Source organism: Streptomyces sp. NPDC042102, from assembly GCF_055582305.1.
This window is the reverse complement of sequence record NZ_JBVJDL010000005.1, coordinates 365,182-381,526: the sequence shown is the minus strand read 5'-3', so window position 1 is coordinate 381,526 and position 16,345 is coordinate 365,182. Positions and strand designations below refer to the sequence as shown.

The 16,345-nt window shown below is 74.7% G+C and carries 15 protein-coding genes and 1 pseudogene; 8 read left to right on the top strand and 8 right to left on the bottom strand.

The window, feature by feature from the left end; genetic code table 11:
• The first annotated feature begins 1 nt into the window (after position 1).
• Complete coding sequence (locus ACZ6KO_RS23890; RefSeq protein ID WP_469306019.1) at positions 2–406, top strand: GntR family transcriptional regulator; 405 nt, start codon at positions 2–4, stop codon at positions 404–406.
• Positions 407–487: 81 nt separating this feature from the next.
• Here the strand turns inward: ACZ6KO_RS23890 and ACZ6KO_RS23885 are convergent, their stop codons facing one another.
• The gene (locus tag ACZ6KO_RS23885; RefSeq protein WP_469306018.1) at positions 488–1,585 is read right to left on the bottom strand and encodes a DUF5925 domain-containing protein; all 1,098 of its coding nucleotides are present in this window, start codon (positions 1,583–1,585) and stop codon (positions 488–490) included.
• A gap of 222 nt (positions 1,586–1,807) precedes the next feature.
• Between ACZ6KO_RS23885 and ACZ6KO_RS23880 the strand changes: the two genes are divergently transcribed.
• Positions 1,808–2,611: an SGNH/GDSL hydrolase family protein gene (locus ACZ6KO_RS23880; RefSeq protein WP_469306017.1), complete on the top strand. Its 804-nt coding sequence runs from the start codon at positions 1,808–1,810 to the stop codon at positions 2,609–2,611.
• Between the two features lie 341 nt (positions 2,612–2,952).
• On the opposite strand, the pseudogene ACZ6KO_RS23875 reads toward ACZ6KO_RS23880, so the two are convergent.
• A pseudogene (locus tag ACZ6KO_RS23875) lies at positions 2,953–3,663 on the bottom strand (serine/threonine-protein kinase); the annotation flags it as partial.
• 281 nt (positions 3,664–3,944) lie between these two features.
• Between ACZ6KO_RS23875 and ACZ6KO_RS23870 the strand changes: the two are divergent.
• Positions 3,945–4,214 (top strand): hypothetical protein, encoded by a 270-nt coding sequence (locus tag ACZ6KO_RS23870; protein WP_469306016.1) that lies wholly within the window; start codon positions 3,945–3,947, stop codon positions 4,212–4,214.
• A 42-nt stretch (positions 4,215–4,256) separates the two neighbouring features.
• Here ACZ6KO_RS23870 and ACZ6KO_RS23865 read toward each other — a convergent pair whose 3' ends face one another.
• From ACZ6KO_RS23865 to ACZ6KO_RS23855, 3 genes are read right to left on the bottom strand one after another with little or no spacing between them, the layout of a single operon-like run.
• The gene (locus ACZ6KO_RS23865) at positions 4,257–5,459 is read right to left on the bottom strand and encodes a CaiB/BaiF CoA transferase family protein (protein WP_469306015.1); all 1,203 of its coding nucleotides are present in this window, start codon (positions 5,457–5,459) and stop codon (positions 4,257–4,259) included.
• A 59-nt stretch (positions 5,460–5,518) separates the two neighbouring features.
• Entirely contained in the window at positions 5,519–6,322 is an 804-nt protein-coding gene (locus tag ACZ6KO_RS23860) for an ABC transporter permease (RefSeq protein WP_469306014.1), read from the bottom strand.
• Positions 6,319–7,296, bottom strand: a complete 978-nt coding sequence (locus tag ACZ6KO_RS23855; protein WP_469306013.1) for an ATP-binding cassette domain-containing protein — start codon at positions 7,294–7,296, stop codon at positions 6,319–6,321. Before ACZ6KO_RS23855 ends, ACZ6KO_RS23860 begins: the two co-directional genes overlap by 4 nt.
• Before the next feature lie 72 nt (positions 7,297–7,368).
• Between ACZ6KO_RS23855 and ACZ6KO_RS23850 the strand changes: the two genes are divergently transcribed.
• On the top strand, positions 7,369–8,088 hold the full coding sequence (locus tag ACZ6KO_RS23850; RefSeq protein WP_469306012.1) for a TetR/AcrR family transcriptional regulator: 720 nt from the start codon (positions 7,369–7,371) through the stop codon (positions 8,086–8,088).
• A gap of 110 nt (positions 8,089–8,198) precedes the next feature.
• On the opposite strand, the gene ACZ6KO_RS23845 is transcribed toward ACZ6KO_RS23850, so the two are convergent.
• Complete coding sequence (locus ACZ6KO_RS23845) at positions 8,199–9,374, bottom strand: type ISP restriction/modification enzyme (RefSeq protein ID WP_469306080.1); 1,176 nt, start codon at positions 9,372–9,374, stop codon at positions 8,199–8,201.
• Positions 9,375–9,462: 88 nt separating this feature from the next.
• Here ACZ6KO_RS23845 and ACZ6KO_RS23840 point away from each other — a divergent pair, with 88 nt between their 5' ends.
• The gene (locus tag ACZ6KO_RS23840; protein ID WP_469306011.1) at positions 9,463–9,624 is read left to right on the top strand and encodes a hypothetical protein; all 162 of its coding nucleotides are present in this window, start codon (positions 9,463–9,465) and stop codon (positions 9,622–9,624) included.
• A 49-nt stretch (positions 9,625–9,673) separates the two neighbouring features.
• Here ACZ6KO_RS23840 and ACZ6KO_RS23835 read toward each other — a convergent pair whose 3' ends face one another.
• Both ACZ6KO_RS23835 and hmgA read right to left on the bottom strand, forming a co-directional pair.
• Positions 9,674–10,423 carry a GntR family transcriptional regulator gene (locus ACZ6KO_RS23835; RefSeq protein WP_401456502.1) on the bottom strand — a complete coding sequence of 250 codons (750 nt, stop codon included), beginning with the start codon at positions 10,421–10,423 and terminating at the stop codon, positions 9,674–9,676.
• A gap of 52 nt (positions 10,424–10,475) precedes the next feature.
• The gene (gene hmgA / locus ACZ6KO_RS23830; RefSeq protein ID WP_469306010.1) at positions 10,476–11,798 is read right to left on the bottom strand and encodes a homogentisate 1,2-dioxygenase; all 1,323 of its coding nucleotides are present in this window, start codon (positions 11,796–11,798) and stop codon (positions 10,476–10,478) included.
• Between the two features lie 159 nt (positions 11,799–11,957).
• Here hmgA and ACZ6KO_RS23825 point away from each other — a divergent pair, with 159 nt between their 5' ends.
• The 3 genes from ACZ6KO_RS23825 to ACZ6KO_RS23815 are packed head-to-tail and all read left to right on the top strand — an operon-like array spanning position 11,958 to position 16,320.
• Positions 11,958–14,135: a right-handed parallel beta-helix repeat-containing protein gene (locus ACZ6KO_RS23825; protein WP_469306009.1), complete on the top strand. Its 2,178-nt coding sequence runs from the start codon at positions 11,958–11,960 to the stop codon at positions 14,133–14,135.
• Positions 14,132–15,013, top strand: a complete 882-nt coding sequence (locus tag ACZ6KO_RS23820; RefSeq protein ID WP_469306008.1) for a cupredoxin domain-containing protein — start codon at positions 14,132–14,134, stop codon at positions 15,011–15,013. The genes ACZ6KO_RS23825 and ACZ6KO_RS23820 overlap by 4 nt, the downstream gene beginning before the upstream one ends.
• Positions 15,010–16,320, top strand: a complete 1,311-nt coding sequence (locus ACZ6KO_RS23815) for a hypothetical protein (protein ID WP_469306007.1) — start codon at positions 15,010–15,012, stop codon at positions 16,318–16,320. The genes ACZ6KO_RS23820 and ACZ6KO_RS23815 overlap by 4 nt, the downstream gene beginning before the upstream one ends.
• Positions 16,321–16,345: the final 25 nt, after the last annotated feature.

Here is a 16,345-nt window from a genome sequence, read left to right as displayed (position 1 = left end):
GATGAGGGAGAATCGGCCGGTGACCTCGACGAACCTCAGGATCTCCCTCGACGCGTCGGCCGCGGCGGCGCCGTACGAACAACTGCGCGCGCAGATCGCCGACCAGGCCAGGTCGGGCCGGCTGCCGGCCGGTTTCAAACTGCCGACGGTACGGGGGCTGGCGCAGGAGCTCGGGCTGGCGGTGAACACGGTCGCGAAGGCGTACCGGGCGCTGGAGGCGGACGGGGTGATCGAGACGCGGGGACGGCACGGCACGTTCGTGGCGGCGGCCGGGGACGCGGCGGCGCGGGAAGCCGCGGCCGCGGCGCAGGACTTCGCGGACCGCGCGCACCGGCTGGGGCTGACGCTGGACGAAGCCGGTGCCGTCGCGGTGGAGGCGTTGCGGGCGCGGTACGGCCGGCCGTGACCGGGGTGCGCCCGCCCGGCGTGTGAGCGCACCCTGGTCACGGCCGGCGCTCCGGGGGAGGGCACGGGGGCGGAGCCCCCGTCACAGGTACAGGCCCGCGTCCGCGCCCTGGGGCTGGGGCGGGAGGATCGCCGCCGGGCCGGAGCCGCGGCGCAGGGCGAAGAGCTCCGCCAGCGTCGCCCCGTCCCGCGCCACCCCCTCGTCCGTGCCCAGCCACTCCACCGCCTCGCGGTGCGTCAGCCGGCCCACCTCGATCCGCGCCAGGCACCGCCCGGGCCGGACCACCGCCGGGTGCAGCCGTTCGAGGTCCTCGTTCGTGGTGACGCCCACCAGCACGTTGCGCCCCTGCCCCAGCAGCCCGTCCGTCAGGTTGAGCAGCCGTGACAGCGCCTGCCCGGCCGTGTGCCGGGCCTCGCCGCGGATCAGTTCGTCGCAGTCCTCCAGCAGCAGCAGCCGCCAGCGGCCCTTCGACGCCCCCTCGTCCTCGCCGATCGCGATGTCCATCAGGTAGCCGACGTCGTTGAACAGCCGCTCCGGGTCCAGGACGCAGTCCACCTGGCACCAGTCCCGCCACGACCGGGCCAGCGTGCGCAATGCGGAGGTCTTGCCCGTGCCCGGCGGGCCGTGCAGCAGGAGCAGCCGGCCCGCGATGTCGTCCGGGGTCACCTTCATCAGGCGGTCCATCGCCCCGGCCACCGGCGCGGTGTAGTTCGGCCGTACCTCCTCCCAGGTGCCCGCCGCGATCTGACGCGTCGTCCGGTACGGGCCGCGCCGCGGCGAGACGTACCAGAAGCCCATCGTCACGTTCTCCGGCTGCGGCTCCGGTTCGTCCTGCGCCCCCGCCGTCGCCTCCCCGAGCACGCTGGCCGCCAGCTCGTCGCTGACCGCCGTCACCGTCACGTCCGCGCCCCGGCTCCAGCGCGAGACGAGCATGGTCCACCCCTCGCCCTCGGCGAGCGTGGCGCTGCGGTCGGTGTCGCGCGCCGAGCGCAGCACCGTGGCCGCGGGCGGCAGCAGGGTCACTCCGGCCTTGACCCGTTCGATCGTCACGCTCCGCGAGTACGGCTGCTCGCCGGACGCGAACCGGCCGAGGAACAGCGCGTCGACGACGTCCGACGGGGAATCGCTGTCGTCGACGTTGAGCCGGATCGGCAGCGCGTCATGAGGGTTGGCTGGCATGGCGCCCATGATCCGGCACGAAGTGCCCTTGCGCACCCGTGTTTCCCCGGTTCGTTCGCTGGAACGGGTGTCGTACTTCCCCCTTCAAACGCTCCGCGCGTGAAGATTCGGCCCGCATCTCCACCCCGAATCTTCTTGGCATGGACACTTCCAGACAGCCCCTGTGCGCCGGTACCACGGAACTCGGCAGTAACCCCCACACGAAGCCGCAGGAGCCGCACCATGAAGCTGTCTCGTTTCGCCGCCCTGTCCTCGTCCCTCTTACTCGCCGCGGGCGCCGCTCTGTTCGGCGCCGGCCAGGCCTCCGCCGCCGCCGACTTCGGCTACGTCGCGCTCGGCGACTCGTACTCCTCCGGCGTCGGCGCCGGGAACTACGACGGCACCAGCGGGAACTGCAAGCGCACCGCCCGCGCCTACCCGGCCCTGTGGGCCGCCGCCCACGCCCCGCAGACCTTCTCCTTCGTCGCCTGCTCCGGCGCCCGTACGGACGACGTCCTCTCCGGGCAGCTCGCCCCGCTCAACTCCGGCACCGACCTCGTCAGCATCACCATCGGCGGCAACGACGCCGGCTTCGCCGACGTCATGACCACCTGCGTGCTGCAGTCCGAGGCCACCTGCGTCAACCGCGTCAACCAGGCCAAGGCGTACGTCACCTCCACCCTGCCCGGCAAGCTCGACCAGGTCTACAACGCGATCGACAGCCGCGCTCCGGGCGCGCACGTCGTCGTCCTCGGCTACCCCCGCTTTTACAAGCTGAACGGCACCTGCACCGCGGGCCTGACCGAGAACGAGCGGGCCGCCATTAACGGCGCCGCCGACCACCTCAACGCCGCCATCGCCAAGCGCGCCGCCGACCACGGTTTCACCTTCGCCTCGGTCGTCGGCTCCTTCACGGGCCACGAGATCTGCTCCTCCGGGACCGCGTGGCTGCACAGCGTCAACTGGCTCAACATCGGCGAGTCGTACCACCCGACGGCCGCCGGACAGTCCGGCGGCTACCTGCCGGTCTTCACGAACGCCGCGTAACCGCTCCCGCGGGACGAGGGGAGGAGGCCCCGCCGGGCGGGGCCTCCTTGCGCGGTCCGGGCGGGCGGGCGTCAATCGAGCAGGCGCCACCCCAGGACGGTCAGGGCCGTCAGCAGCGCCACCAGGGCGAGGACGCCGAGCGCCAGCACCGCCCCCGCCCGCCGCGACCCCGACTCCGGCTCCGGCCCCGGCCCCCGGTCCGGCTCCTGTTCCGGCGTCGGTTCCGGAGCCGGGCCGCGACTCCCGCCCCCGGCCCGGCTCTTCGCCCCGTCGCGTTCCGGCGCCGTCCGGTCCGCGGCCGCCCGGTCCGCCGCCGGCCCGCCCGCACCCGGCGGCGACCCGCCCGCGGCGACCACCCGCAGCAGCTCCGCCGCCCGCGCCGCCGGCATCCGCGCGGCCGGATCCTCGTGCAGCAGCCCCTCCAGTACGGGCGCCAGCGCGCCCGCCCGGCGCGGCCGCGGGGAGTCCACCGGGACGGGCGGGATCCCCTCCACCGCCGTATACAACAGCACCCCCAGCGCCCGCAGATCCGGCTCCTCGTCGTCCGGTGCCACGTCGTCCGGCGTGCCGGACCCGAAGCCGCTCACGTGCACCCGGCCGTCGTTGCCGATCAGCACCGTGCCGGGCCCGACGCCCCGGTGCGGCACCCCGGCGCCCTGCGCCGCGCGCAGCGCCGCCAGGACCTGGACCCCGATGCCCGCGGCCTCGCGCGGGGACACCGGACCGTCGGCGGCCAGCACGTCCGCGAGCGAGAGCCCGCGCACGAGCTCCATCACGATCCACGGCCGGCCGTCCTCGCTCGCCACGTCGTGGACGGCCACCACGGCGTCGTGCGCGATCCGCGCCGCCGCCCACGCCGCGCGCTCCCGGCGCGCGTACATGAGCCGTACCCGCGACGGGTCCAGTCCGTCCGGGGCGCGGACCTCCTTGACCGCCACCTCGCGGCCCAGCACCTCGTCCCGGGCCCGCCACACGATGCTCGTGCCGCCCCGGCCCACCTCGTCCAGCAGCCGGTACCGGCCCGCCACCACACGCTCCGGATCCTCGCTCACGCGCGCCCCCCACCGTGTCACAGGTCGATCACCCCAAGTTAGCGCCAGTCCGGCATTTTGCCCCCCGCCGTGACGGAGCCGGTCCGCTCGGTGACGGTCGTGCGACGACGGCCCCCCGGAGCACGGGTTTTGTGCGGAGAGTGACTGCCGACTCCGCTGAGTAATCGTCAACTCCCCGTACGGATAGGGGTAATTCACACGACCGGGATACCCGGCAGCGACTCGGGGGCGATAGGGTTACCCTGCCCGGGCCGGGTGCCCTCGTTTGGGTGGGGAGAGACATGGAACAGATAACAATGCGCAGCAGGCCGCCCCGCGTGCCTGCCATCACGTGCGGCAGCAGCGCGACCAGCTCGCGCCTCGACCGCCACCTCGCCGTGCTGGGCGGCCCCGCCGTCCCGCACCGGGAGGCGGCCGAGGCGACCTTGCTGATGCGCGAGCTCACGTCCCGCGACCACACGCACGTCCAGCGGAGCCGGAGCGCGCGCGTCTCGCTCTTCGCACCGCTGCGCCGGCTGCGTCGCACGCTCTTCGGCAGCCGCCGCCACTAGGGGGGCGTACCGCACCACCACCCGTCCCCGACCCCGGCTCCCTCAGGCGACCACACCGTCCCGGCGCAGTGCCGAGATCTGCGCGTCCGTCATCCCCAGGGCCCGCAGCAGGACATCGGTGTGTTCGCCCAGCGCGGGCACCGCGCCCATGCGCGGTGCCGTGCCGCCCGGCAGCACGATCGGCGGCAGCAGGGCCCGCAGCGGCCCGGCCGGCGATCCCACCTCCCGCCAGCGGTCCCGCGCCGCCAGCTGGGGGTGATCGGCCAGCTGCGCCACCGAGTTCAGCCGCGCGCAGGCGATGCCGGCCGACTCCAGGCGCGCGAGCGCCTCGTCCGCGCCGAGCCGGCCCAGCGCGTCGGCGACCGCCGCGTCGGTCTTCTCCCGGTTCGCGGTCCGCGCCGCGTTCGTCGCGAACGCCGGATCCTCCGCCAGCTCGGGCCGCTCCAGCACCTGCCGCGCCAGCCGCCGCCACTCCCGGTCGTTCTGCACCGACAGCAGCACCCGGTCCCCGTCCGCCGTCCCGTACGCGTCGTAGGGCGCGATCACCGCGTGCGCCAGGCCCGTGCGCACGGGCTGCTCCCCGCCGTGCATCGTGTGGTGCAGCGGATGTCCCATCCACTCGGCGAGCGCGTCCAGCATCGCGATCTCGACCGGGCCGCCGCGGCCGGTCGTACCGCGCCGCAGCAGGGCGGCGAGGACGCCGGAGAACGCGTACATGGCGGCCGCGATGTCGGCCGCCGGGATCCCGGCCTTGACGGGCCGTCCGGGCGTGCCCGTCACCGAGACGAGCCCCGCCTCGCACTGCACGAGCATGTCGTACGCCCGCTTGTGGGCGTACGGGCCCTGCGCGCCGTAGCCGGAGACGTCCACGGCGACCAGCCGCTCGTAGCGCCCGCACAGGGTCGCCGCGTCCAGGCCGAGGCGGGCGGCGGCGCCCTGGGCGAGGTTCTGCACGAACACGTCCGCGCCCGCCAGCAGCCCGTGCAGGACTTCCCGGCCGCGCGGGTCCTTCAGGTCCAGGGCGATCGACTCCTTGCCCCGGTTCGTCCACACGAAGTGCGAGGCCAGGCCCTGGGCGGCGGTGTCGTAGCCGCGCGCGAAGTCGCCGCCGTCGGGGCGCTCGACCTTGATCACCCGCGCGCCGAGGTCGGCGAGCTGGCGGGTGGCGAAGGGGGCCGAGACGGCCTGTTCGACGGCGACGACGGTGATCCCGTCCAACGGGAGGGGTGCGGCGAGCTGTTCCATGACACCGATGCCTACCGGGTGCGGACCGCTCCTGTCACCCCCTGCCGGGGACGGCGGTGTCAGTCCCGGCCGCGCGCGAACCCGCGGGCGGTCAGCGGTACGAACACCACCAGCAGCGCCAGCGACCAGAGCACGGCCCCGGCCACCGGGTGCGCGGCCGGCCAGGCGGCGCCGGCCGCCGCCTGCGCGCCCGGGCCGCCGCACAGCTCGCGCACCGCCGAGGCGACCGCGCTGATCGGGTTCCACTCGGCGACCGTGCGCAGCCACGCCGGCAGCCCGGCGGTCGGCAGGTAGGCGCTGGACAGCAGCGGCAGCACGAAGGTGGCGCTGCCGAGCTGTCCGGCCGCCTCCTCGCTCGCACTGATCAGCCCGAGGTACGTGCCCACCCAGGCCATGGCGAAGCGGAACAGCATCAGGACGCCGAACGCCCCGAGCGCGCCCGGCAGTCCGTTCTCCACGCGCCAGCCCATGGCCAGGCCCACCAGCATCAGCGGGACCGTGCCGACGGCCGTGGTGACCAGGTCGGCGGCCGTCTGGCCCAGCGGTACGGCCGCCCGGCTCATCGGCAGTGACCGGAACCGGTCGGTCACCCCGCGGTGGGCGTCCTGCGCGGCGGTGAACATACCGGTCATCAGCCCGCCGGCGGCGGTCGCGGCGAGCAGGCCCGGGACCAGGAACGCGCGGTACTCGTCGCCGGGCATGGCCATCGCGCTGCCGAAGACGTAACCGAAGAACAGCAGCATCGTGATCGGCATCGTCTGGGTGAGCAGCAGCAGCGCAGGGGCGTGGCGGGCCTTCTGCAGCTGCCGGGTCAGGACGGCGGCCCCGTCGGACAGGGCGGTGGTGCGGGTCGCGGTGCTCATGCGGCGTGCTCCTGTGCCGGTGCGGTCGTGGTCGCTGCGGTCGAGGTCAGGCGGAGGAAGACCTCGTCGAGGGTGGGCGGGCGCAGGCTCGCGTCCGTCACCGCCACCCCGGCGGCGTCGAGCCGGCGGATGATCCGCGGCAGGGTGACGGAGGGGTCCAGCACCGTGACGCCGGCCGTGAGCCGTTCCTCGTCGAGGACGGGGCGGCCGCCGGTGAGCTGGTCCAGGACGGCGGCGGCCCCGGCGAGCGCCTCGGGCGCGCCGACGGTGACCTCGGCACGGGCGCCGATCCGGGCCTTGAGCGCGGCCGGGGTCCCGGTCGTCGCGGCCCGGCCGCCGTCGATGAGCACGATGTCGTCGGCGAGCCGGTCGGCCTCCTCCAGGTACTGGGTGGTCAGGAGCACCGTGGTGCCCGCGTCGGCCAGCGCCCGTACCTCGGTCCAGATGTGCTCGCGGGAGGCCGGGTCCAGGCCGGTCGTCGGCTCGTCGAGGAACAGCACCCGGGGGCGGGTGAGCAGGCCGGCGGCCAGGTCGAGCCGGCGCCGCATGCCGCCGGAGTAGGTGCCGGCGGTGCGGTCGGCGGCCTCCTCCAGCCCGAATCGCCCCAGGAGTTCGTCGGCGCGGGCCCGGCCGGCGGGCCCGCGCAGCCCGGTCAGCCGGGCGAACAGCCGCAGGTTCTCGCGGCCCGTCAGATCCCCGTCCACGGAGGCGTACTGGCCGGTGACGCCGATCGCGCGGCGCACCGCCACGGGATCGCGCACCACGTCGTGCCCCGCGACCAAGGCGCGTCCCCCGGTCGGGCGGGTGAGGGTCGCGAGGATGCGGACCGCGGTGGTCTTGCCCGCGCCGTTGGGCCCCAGCAGGCCGCAGACGGAGCCCTCGGGGACGGCGAGGTCGAGGCCGCGCAGGGCGTGGACCGTCCCGAAGTCCTTGGTCAGACCCTCACTAAGTACGGCGTACGTAGTTGTTGTCATGGCGGAGACCCTACCTCACTACGTACGGTGTACGTAACTAGGATGGGGGAGCGACGCGAGAGAGGACGAGGCATGGCAGCGAGCGGGCGCCCCACCGGCCCCGAGGTGATCTGGACCAGGCCGCAGCGCGCGGGCCGCGGCCCGCGGCCGGCGCACAGCCGCGACTCGATCGTGGCGGAGGCGGTGCGGATCGCCGACGCCGAGGGGATCGAGGCGGTCTCGATGCGGCGGGTGGCGGCCGGGATCGGCGCGGGCACGATGTCGCTGTACAACTACGTGCCGCGCAAGGAGGACCTGTACGAGCTGATGGTCGACGCGGTGGGCGGCGAGTACGACCTGGCCGCGCCGACCGGCGACTGGCGCGCCGACCTGCTGGGCGTGGCCCGCCAGGGCCGGGCCCTGATGCACCGGCACCCGTGGCTGCCGCGGCTGCTCACCCCCGCCTACGGCTTCGGCCCGAACGTCCTGCGCTACCTGGAGCACTGCCTGACCTGCCTGGCGCCGCTGGACATCGCGGCCGCGGACAAGCTGGAGCTGGTCGCCGCCGTCAACGGGACGGTGGCGACGTACGTGGGCGGCGAGCTGGCCCTGGCGGAGCGGGCCCGCGCGCTGCCGTGGAGCGAGGAGGAGGAGCAGCGGGTCCGCGCCGACTACCTCGGCGCCCGGCTCGCGACCGGCGCGTACCCCCTGCTGGCCGGAGCCTTCGGGGCGGCCGGCACCGCCGCCCCCGACATGGACGAGGTCTTCGACCGCACCCTGCTGCGCCTCCTGGCGGGCTGGTCCGCCCGCTGACACCACGCGCGCCGGGACCCGCCGACGCCGCGCGCAGGCTGGGGGCGGGGCCCGGTTCGCGGCGGCCGGCGCGCCGCCCGCCCGTGCGGGGCGGACCGGCCGCGGACGGTTCAGAGCAGGGCGAACTGGCCGCCCGGGCCCTCCTCGTGGTGGTCCAGGACCGAGGCGGGCCGGCGGGACCAGCGCGGCGGCGGCAGTACGCCGGCCGCCCGCAGCTCGGCCGCCGGCAGCGGCGGGCCGGGTTCCAGGGCGCTGCGCGCCGGGGCGAGGTCGGCCAGCAGGGCCAGCGTGGTCAGCAGCGCCAGCAGTTCGGAGGTCCAGGCCTGGGGCCACTCGGCCGGACCGAGCGCCTCCAGGCCGTCGAGTCCGCGGTGTGCGGTCCGGGCGGCGAACCACCGCTCCAGCACCCGGACGCCGCCCGTCTCGTACGCCCAGGCCGCGGCCGGGACGGGGGAGACCGCCCCGTCGTCCAGGTGCAGGGTCTCGGTCTCCGGGTCGTACGACAGGGCCGTCGGCCGGGCCGGGACCGCCCGGCGCACGTACGGCCGCCGCCCGCCCGGCAGCCGCGGCGGCTCCCCGCCCCGGGCGCCGCGCAGCTGGACGGTCAGCAGCCGGTGGCCGAGCTCGAGGCCCGCCCGCCAGCCCTCGGGCCCGGCGGGCAGCGGGACTTCGTGGCCGCGGGGGCCGGGCCGGCCGGCCGCGAGGATCCACGACAGGACGTCCTCCGGGGTCACCCAGGTGCGGTAGCGCTCACCGAGGTACGCCAGCAGCCCCGGCGCCAGGTTCGGCTCGGTGCCGCCCGGGCGCCGGTGCAGCGGCCGGACCCGGACGGTCCGGCCGGGCCCGGGGCCGACGGCCGGCAGATGGGCGCTGACCAGCAGTTCCGGTCCCGCCTCCACGGCGAAGAGCTGGTGCTCGTCCTGGACCCGCCACAGCTCCGGCCGGGCCGCGTCGATCAGCCGCTGGTCGGGCAGCAGCCACTGCTCGTCGAAGGGGTCGCGCAGCACCCTTACCGGCTCCGGGCACGGTCCGGGCGCCCGGGAGAACCGGTCGGTGGCCGTCCGCTGCCCCGGCAGCGCGGCCGCGCCCGCGTCGGGCGTCCGGGCCCGGCTCGGGCGGAACAGCCGCTCCCGCTCGGCGGCTTCGGCCCCGGCCAGGGCGGTCCAGCGGGCCCGCAGGGTCGCCGGGTCGGGCGCGGCCACCCAGGCCCGCCCGAGCCGCAGCCCCGGCACCGACCAGGGCATCAGATCGTCCAGCAGCGGTACGTCGTCGCTCACCCGGCCGATGGTAGCGACGCCGCCCGGAGCCCGGGCCCCGTCCAGGCCGAAGCGTTACGCTCCTTATGTATGGATATCTCCCGACGAGGAGACGGTCATGAGCCAGTACGACGAATACTCGACCCCGTCCCAGGCCGAGGGCGAGCGGCTCGACGAGGACATGGACGAGAAGGAGAAGAGCCAGCGGCACCCGCAGACGATGCGGACCACGCCGTCCCAGGCCGAGGGCGAGCGCCGCGCGGAGGACGAGGAGAAGTAGGCCCGTCGGCAGCACCGCCGGCAGGTGAGCGGGGCCGTGGGCCAGTGGGTCAGTGGGCGTCGACGGTGACCGTGAAGGAGAACCGGTCGCCGCGGTACCGGATCCGGGCGACGTCCACGACCCGGCCGTCCTCGTCGTACGTCACCCCCGTGTAGTGCAGGATCGGGCTGAGCAGCGGGACCTGGAGCAGCTCGGCGGTGAGGGGATCGGCCAGCCGCGCCTCCACGGTGTCCGTGATCCGGCTGATCCGCACGCCCACGACGTCCCGCAGCACCTTGGTCATCGGCCAGCGCTCCAGATCGGCCACGTCCACGGCCTCCGCGAGCTCCGGCCGTACCGCGTTCTCCGCCCAGTTGGTGGGCTCCCCGCTCTCCCCGTCGCGGCGCAGCCGGCGGTAGGTGACCACCTCCGCGGTGTCCGGGAAGTGCTCCAGCAGCTCCCCGGGCACCGCGGTGCGCTCCTGGCCCAGCACCGTCGTGCGCTCCCCCGACTGCTGGGCCACGATCGCGTCGACCGAGCCCAGCAGCCGGACCGGCGCCCCGCGCTGGGCGCCCGGCTCGATGAAGGTCCCGCGCCGCCGGTGCCTGCTGATCAGGCCCTCCTGCTCCAGCTCCTTGAGGGCCTGGCGCATGGTCAGCACGCTCACCCCGTAGTGCTCGGCGAGCTGTTCCTCGGTGGGCAGGCGCAGCGAGGCGTCCGGGGTGCGCCCCAGTATCGAGGCGCGCAGCGACTGCGACACCTGATACCAGAGGGGCAGCTTCCGGTTCAGCACCAGCGAGTCGGGGGCGAAGGCGGTCACGGGCGGTTCTCCGTACGGGCGGGGCGACGTGCAGGAATCCTAAGGCGGCGCCTCAGGCGCGGAAATGCCGCTGGAGGCCCTGCCACACGTCGTCGTAGCCGCGCTGGAGGTGCTCGGCGCCGGCCGCCTGGGCGGTGGCGGTGATCGGCCAGCGGGTCTCGAACATGAACGCCAGCCCGTCGTCGATCTTCTGCGGCTTGAGCTCGGCGGCGCTGGCCCGGTCGAAGGTCTCCCGGTCCGGGCCGTGCGCGGACATCATGTTGTGCAGCGAGCCGCCGCCGGGCACGAAGCCCTCGGCCTTGGCGTCGTAGGCGCCCTCGATCAGGCCCATGTACTCGCTCATCACGTTGCGGTGGAAGTACGGCGGCCGGAAGGTGTCCTCGCCGACCAGCCAGCGCGGGGCGAAGACGACGAAGTCCACGCCCGCCAGCCCCGGGGTGTCCGAGGGCGAGGTCAGCACCGTGAAGATCGACGGGTCCGGGTGGTCGTAGCTGATGGTGCCCAGCACGTTGAAACGGCGCAGGTCGTAGACGTACGGCACGTGCGTGCCGTGCCAGGCGACGACATCGAGGGGGGAGTGGTCGTAGGTGGCGGCCCAGAGGTTGCCGCAGAACTTGTTGATCACCTCGACGGGGGTCTCGACGTCCTCGTACGCCGCGACCGGGGCCTGGAAGTCCCGGGCGGCGGCGAGCCCGTTGGCGCCGATCGGGCCGAGGTCCGGCAGCTCGAACGGCTGGCCGTAGTTCTCGCAGACGTACCCGCGGGCGTCCGCGTCCAGCAGCTCGACGCGGAAGCGCACGCCGCGCGGGACGAGGGCGACGTGGCCGGGCTCGGCGCGCAGCAGGCCGAACTCGGTGCGCAGCAGCAGCCCGCCGCGCTCGGGGACGATCAGCAGCTCGCCGTCGGAGTCGCTGAAGACCCGGTCGGTCATCGAGGCGTTGGCGGCGTAGAGGTGGATGGCCATGCCGCTGCGCTGGGACACGTCGCCGTTGCCGCCCAGGGTCCACAGGCCGGCCACGAAGTCGGTGCCGGGCACGGGGTCGGGCAGCGGGTTCCAGCGCAGCCGGTTGGGGTCCGCGACGCTCTCGGTGAAGGGCGCGGAGCGCAGTGCCCCGTTGTCGATCCGGGTGAACGGCGGGTGCGCGGCCGAGGGGCGGATCCGGTAGAGCCACGACCGGCGGTTGTGGGCGCGCGGCTCGGTGAACGCGCTGCCGCTGAGCTGCTCGGCGTAGAGGCCGAGGGGGGCGATCTGCGGCGAGTTGCGGGCGATGGGGAGGGCGCCCGGGACGGCCTCCGAGCTGTGCTCGTTGCCGAAGCCCGTGAGGTACACCAGCCCCTCCGCCGTCTTCCTGGCCCGCTCGGCCTGCTCGCTCATGCCTGCTCCCGCTCCGTCGAAGGAATCCTATGGTCGACAGTAGGATTCCCGGCCCGCGGCGTCAACGGCGGACGGGAACGGGTGGCGGAAAGGTGCCGTGCGGAAAAGGCCGTGCGCGGGGGGATCCCAAAAGATGAACAATGCTCTACTCTCTCGCGCATGTCGTGGACCCGCAGGTTCCCTGCCGTGCCGGCGGCGCTCCTCGCCGCCCTCCTCGCCCTGGTGTCCCTCCTGGCCCTGCTCGCCGCCGCCCCGGCCGCGCAGGCGCACGAGGAACGCCCCGTCGCCTTCCCGGACGGCTCCGGATCCGTGCCGCAGTACCGCACGGGCGAGCCCGACCTCATCGTGTGCAAGACCGACCGGGCCGCCTTCGAGCAGCGCATCGCGGCCTTCCCCGAAGAGCTCAAGGCGCGCAACCTCGCCCTCTTCGCGCGCTGCGAGCAGAGCGGCTTCCGGCACATCCAGGAAGCCGTCGACCGGGTCGACCGGCCCGGTATGACCATCGCGATCCTGCCCGGTCTCTACGAGGAGGAGCCCTCGCTGCCCGCGCCGACGGGGGAGTGCGCGGCGCTGAAGGCCCCCGACTCGGCGCTGGGCTACCAGATCCTGTCGTACGAGCAGCAGGAGCGCTGCCGCCACAACCAGAACCTGGTGGCCATCCTCGGCAAGACGAACCTGCAGATCGAGGGCACCGGCGCGAGCCGCCTCGACGTCGTCGTCGACGCCAAGTACCAGAAGCTCAACGGCATCCGCGCCGACAAGTCCAACGGCATCTACTTCCGCAACTTCACCGCCCAGCGCACCACCTTCAACTCGCTGTACGTGCTGGCGGGCGACGGGTTCGTCATCGACGACGTGCTGACCCGCTGGAACGACGAGTACGGCTTCCTGACCTTCGCCAGCGACCACGGCCTGTACAAGAACTGCGAGTCCTACGGCAACGGCGACTCCGGCATCTACCCGGGCAGCGCCTCCGACATCAACAACGGCCGCGGCTACGACGTGCCCCGCTACTCGATCGAGATCACCGGCTGCCGCAGCCACCACAACATGGTCGGCTACTCGGGCACGGCCGGGGACTCCGTCTGGGTCCACGACAACGAGTTCGACCACAACATGGGCGGCGCCTCGATGGACAGCGCCTTCCCCGGCCACCCCGGACTCCCGCAGAACCACGCCAAGTTCGAGCGCAACCTCATCCACGACAACAACCAGGACTACTACCGCCACGTCGCGGACGGCACCTGCGCCAAGCCGCCCGTCGAGCGCGGCTACGAGCAGGGCGTGGTCTGCCCGCAGATCTCCATGCCGCCGGGCACCGGCATCATCACCGCGGGCGGCAACTGGAACATCTACGAGAAGAACTGGGTCTACGGCCACGAACGCGCCGGCTTCTTCCTCTCGGCCGTCCCCGCCTTCATCCGCGGCGAGGAGGAGTGGTCCAAGCAGACGGACACCTCCCACCACAACCGCTACGCCGGCAACATCCTGGGCAGGGACAAGGCCGGCGCCTCCCGGCCCAACGGCATGGACGTCTGGTGGGACGGCCAGGGCAGGGGCAACTGCTGGCAGTCCGGACCCGACGGCTCCACCCCCGGTACCCTGCCGCGGTGCGGTGCGGCGCGCGGCGACGTCTCCGGCGCCTCGGCCCGCCTGGTCGGCGAACCGGTCAAGCTGGCCCAGCTGATGGTCTGTGCCGACTACAACGTGCAGGCGCGCCGGCTGCCGGCCGGCTGCGACTGGTACGGCGCGCGGGGCCTGGAACGCGTGGAGACCCAGGTCGCCGCCGCCGTCGCGGCCGTCCTCCTGCTGGTCGGCGGGGTGCTGTGGTGGCGCCGGCTGCGCGGCTCCCGGCTGGGTACGGCCGCCACGCTCGCGGGCCTCGCGGGCCTGGCCCTGGACGTGGCCGGCTCCACCATGGCCCTGACCGCCACCCCCGTCCCGGCCCTGGCCCTGCTGCTCCTGGGCCTGTGGTGGACCGGCGCCGGCCTCGCGCTGCGGCCCGACCGCCCCTGGCTCGCCCGCGTCACCCTGCTGCTGGGCGCCCTCACCCTCCTCGACGCCTTCGACAAGGCGGTGCTGATGATCCCGTGGATCCCGGTCGGCCCCGCCTGGATCCGTGCCCTGCTCGCCGTCCTGTGGGTGCTCTGGGCCGTGATCGCCTCGGCCCGCCCCGGTCCGGCCCCCGCCCGTCCCGGCGGCCCGGGCGGCGCCGACCCGGCGGGCGACCGTACCCCCGTACCGCCCGCCCCGGCCCCGGCCCTGAGCGCGGCCGCGGACCACCCGACGGCTCCCGCCCCGGGCGGCGCCGACCCCGCCCCGGGAGCCGCGGCGTGAACGCCGGGCGCCGGGCGGCGGTACTCGCCCTCGCACTCCTGCTCGCCGCAGCCGGACTGACCGGCTGCGGCGGGCGGGCCACCACCCACCACAAGCCGGGCACGAGCCACGAGCAGGCCTCGGGAAACGTGGGCAGGCTGCTGGACACCACGGACGCGACGGGCCACCGCTTCCGCGAGGTCCCGGCCGACGGCGCACCACAGGTACGGCTGGCCGTCCGCCCCGACAGCGAGGACGGCTGGAACCTGCAACTGACCGTCCAGAACTACCGGTTCACGCCCGACAGCACCGGCGGCGCGGCCCTCCCGGGCGCCGGCCACGCCCACCTGGAGCTGGACGGCCGCAAACTGGCCCGGCTGTACGGCCCCTGGTATCACCTGCCGGCCGCGCAGGTGCCCCAGGGGACGCACACCCTGACCGTCCGCCTCTACGCCGACGACCACACCGCCTGGGCCGTCGGCGGCAAGGCCGTCGAGGCCACGGCCCCGCTCACCGCCGCCCAGCCGGGCGCCTCCGGCCAGGGCCACGACCACGGCGCCCCGCCCGCTTCCGCCCCGCCGGCGTCCGCCCCGGCCACCACGCCCCCGGCTCCGCCGGCCGGAGGCGGTGAGGAGGCCGACCGCACGATCACCGTCACCGTCCGCGACGGCAAGGTCGCCCCCGCGCCCGGCCGTACCGAGGTCAAGCGCGGCGAACGGGTGGCCCTGCGCGTCACCAGCGACCGCGCCGACACGCTGCACGTCCACGGCTACGACAAGGAACTCGCCCTCCCTCCGGGCCAGGAGGCCACGCTCGTCCTCACCGCCGACCGCACCGGACTCTTCGAGGTGGAGACGCACGCGTCGGGCCTCCTGCTGACCCAGCTCGTCGTCCGGTGACCGGCTCCGGAGCCGACCCCCACGCCGCCCCGGCCACCGTGCTGGCCCACGGCGTGGGCTCCACCCACGACCTGCCCATCTCTCCCTTCTACGCCTTCGCCGGGGCCTTCACCGCGCTCTTCGTCTCCTTCCTCGCGCTCGCCCTGCTCTGGTCCACCTCCCGCTTCCGCGGCGACCGCTCCGGCCTGCCGCTGCCCGCCGCCCTCCAGCGGGTGGCCGACGCGCCGGCCACCCGCACCACCCTGCGCGTCCTCGGCCTCGCCGCCGCGCTGTTCGTCGCCGCCCACCTCCTCCTCGGTCCCGACGACCCCGACCGCAACCCCGCGCCCGGCGCCGTCTACGTCCTGTTCTGGGTCGGACTCGTGCCCGCCTCCCTCCTCCTCGGTCCCGTCTGGCGCCTGCTCAACCCGCTGCGCACCCTGCACCGCCTGATCTGCCGGGCCACCCGCCGCCGGCCCGACCGTCCCCTGCCGCCACGGCTCGGCCTGTGGCCCGCGGCCGCCGGGCTCCTGGCCTTCACCTGGCTCGAACTCGTCTCACCCGAACCCGCTTCCACCACCCCCCTCCTGATCGCCCTCGCCGCCTATGCCACCCTCCAGCTCGCCCTCGCGGCCCGCTTCGGCGAGCGCTGGTTCGCCGACGGCGACGCCTTCGAGGCGTACTCCGGCCTCCTCGCCCGGCTCTCCCCCCTCGGCCGCCGCACCGACGGGCGCCTGGTCCTGCGCAACCCCTTCCACGGACTCGACGCGACGCCCGAGCGGCCCGGACTCGTCGCCACCGTCTGCGTCCTGCTCGGCTCCACCGCCTACGACGGCCTTTCCGACAACCCTTCCTGGATCAACGCCGTCCAGACCTCCCCCCTCGGCCGCACTCCCACGGCCACGCTCGGACTGCTCGCCACCATCGGCCTCGTCGCCGCCCTCTACTGCCTGTGCACCCTCGCCACCCGCCTCGTCAGCGGACCCCACCCCCGTCCCCTCACCGCCTTCGCGCACTCACTCGTGCCCATCGCCCTCGGCTATCTCATCGCCCACTACTTCTCCCTCCTCGTGACCGAAGGACCACGCACAGTAAGCATGGCACTCGGCACTGACAACGCCTCCCCGGCCGCTCCACCCCTGGCCCCCGGGGGCCTCGCCGCCCTCCAGGTCACCGCCGTCGTCGCCGGCCACGTCCTCGGTGTCGTCGCCGCCCACGACCGCTCCGTACGCCTCTTCCCGCCCGCCCGGGCCGTGGCCGGCCAATTGCCACTGCTCGTGCTGATGATCACGTACACCCTCGGCGGGATCGGTCTCCTCCTGAACTGACCCGCCCCGGCCCAGGAGCGGCATG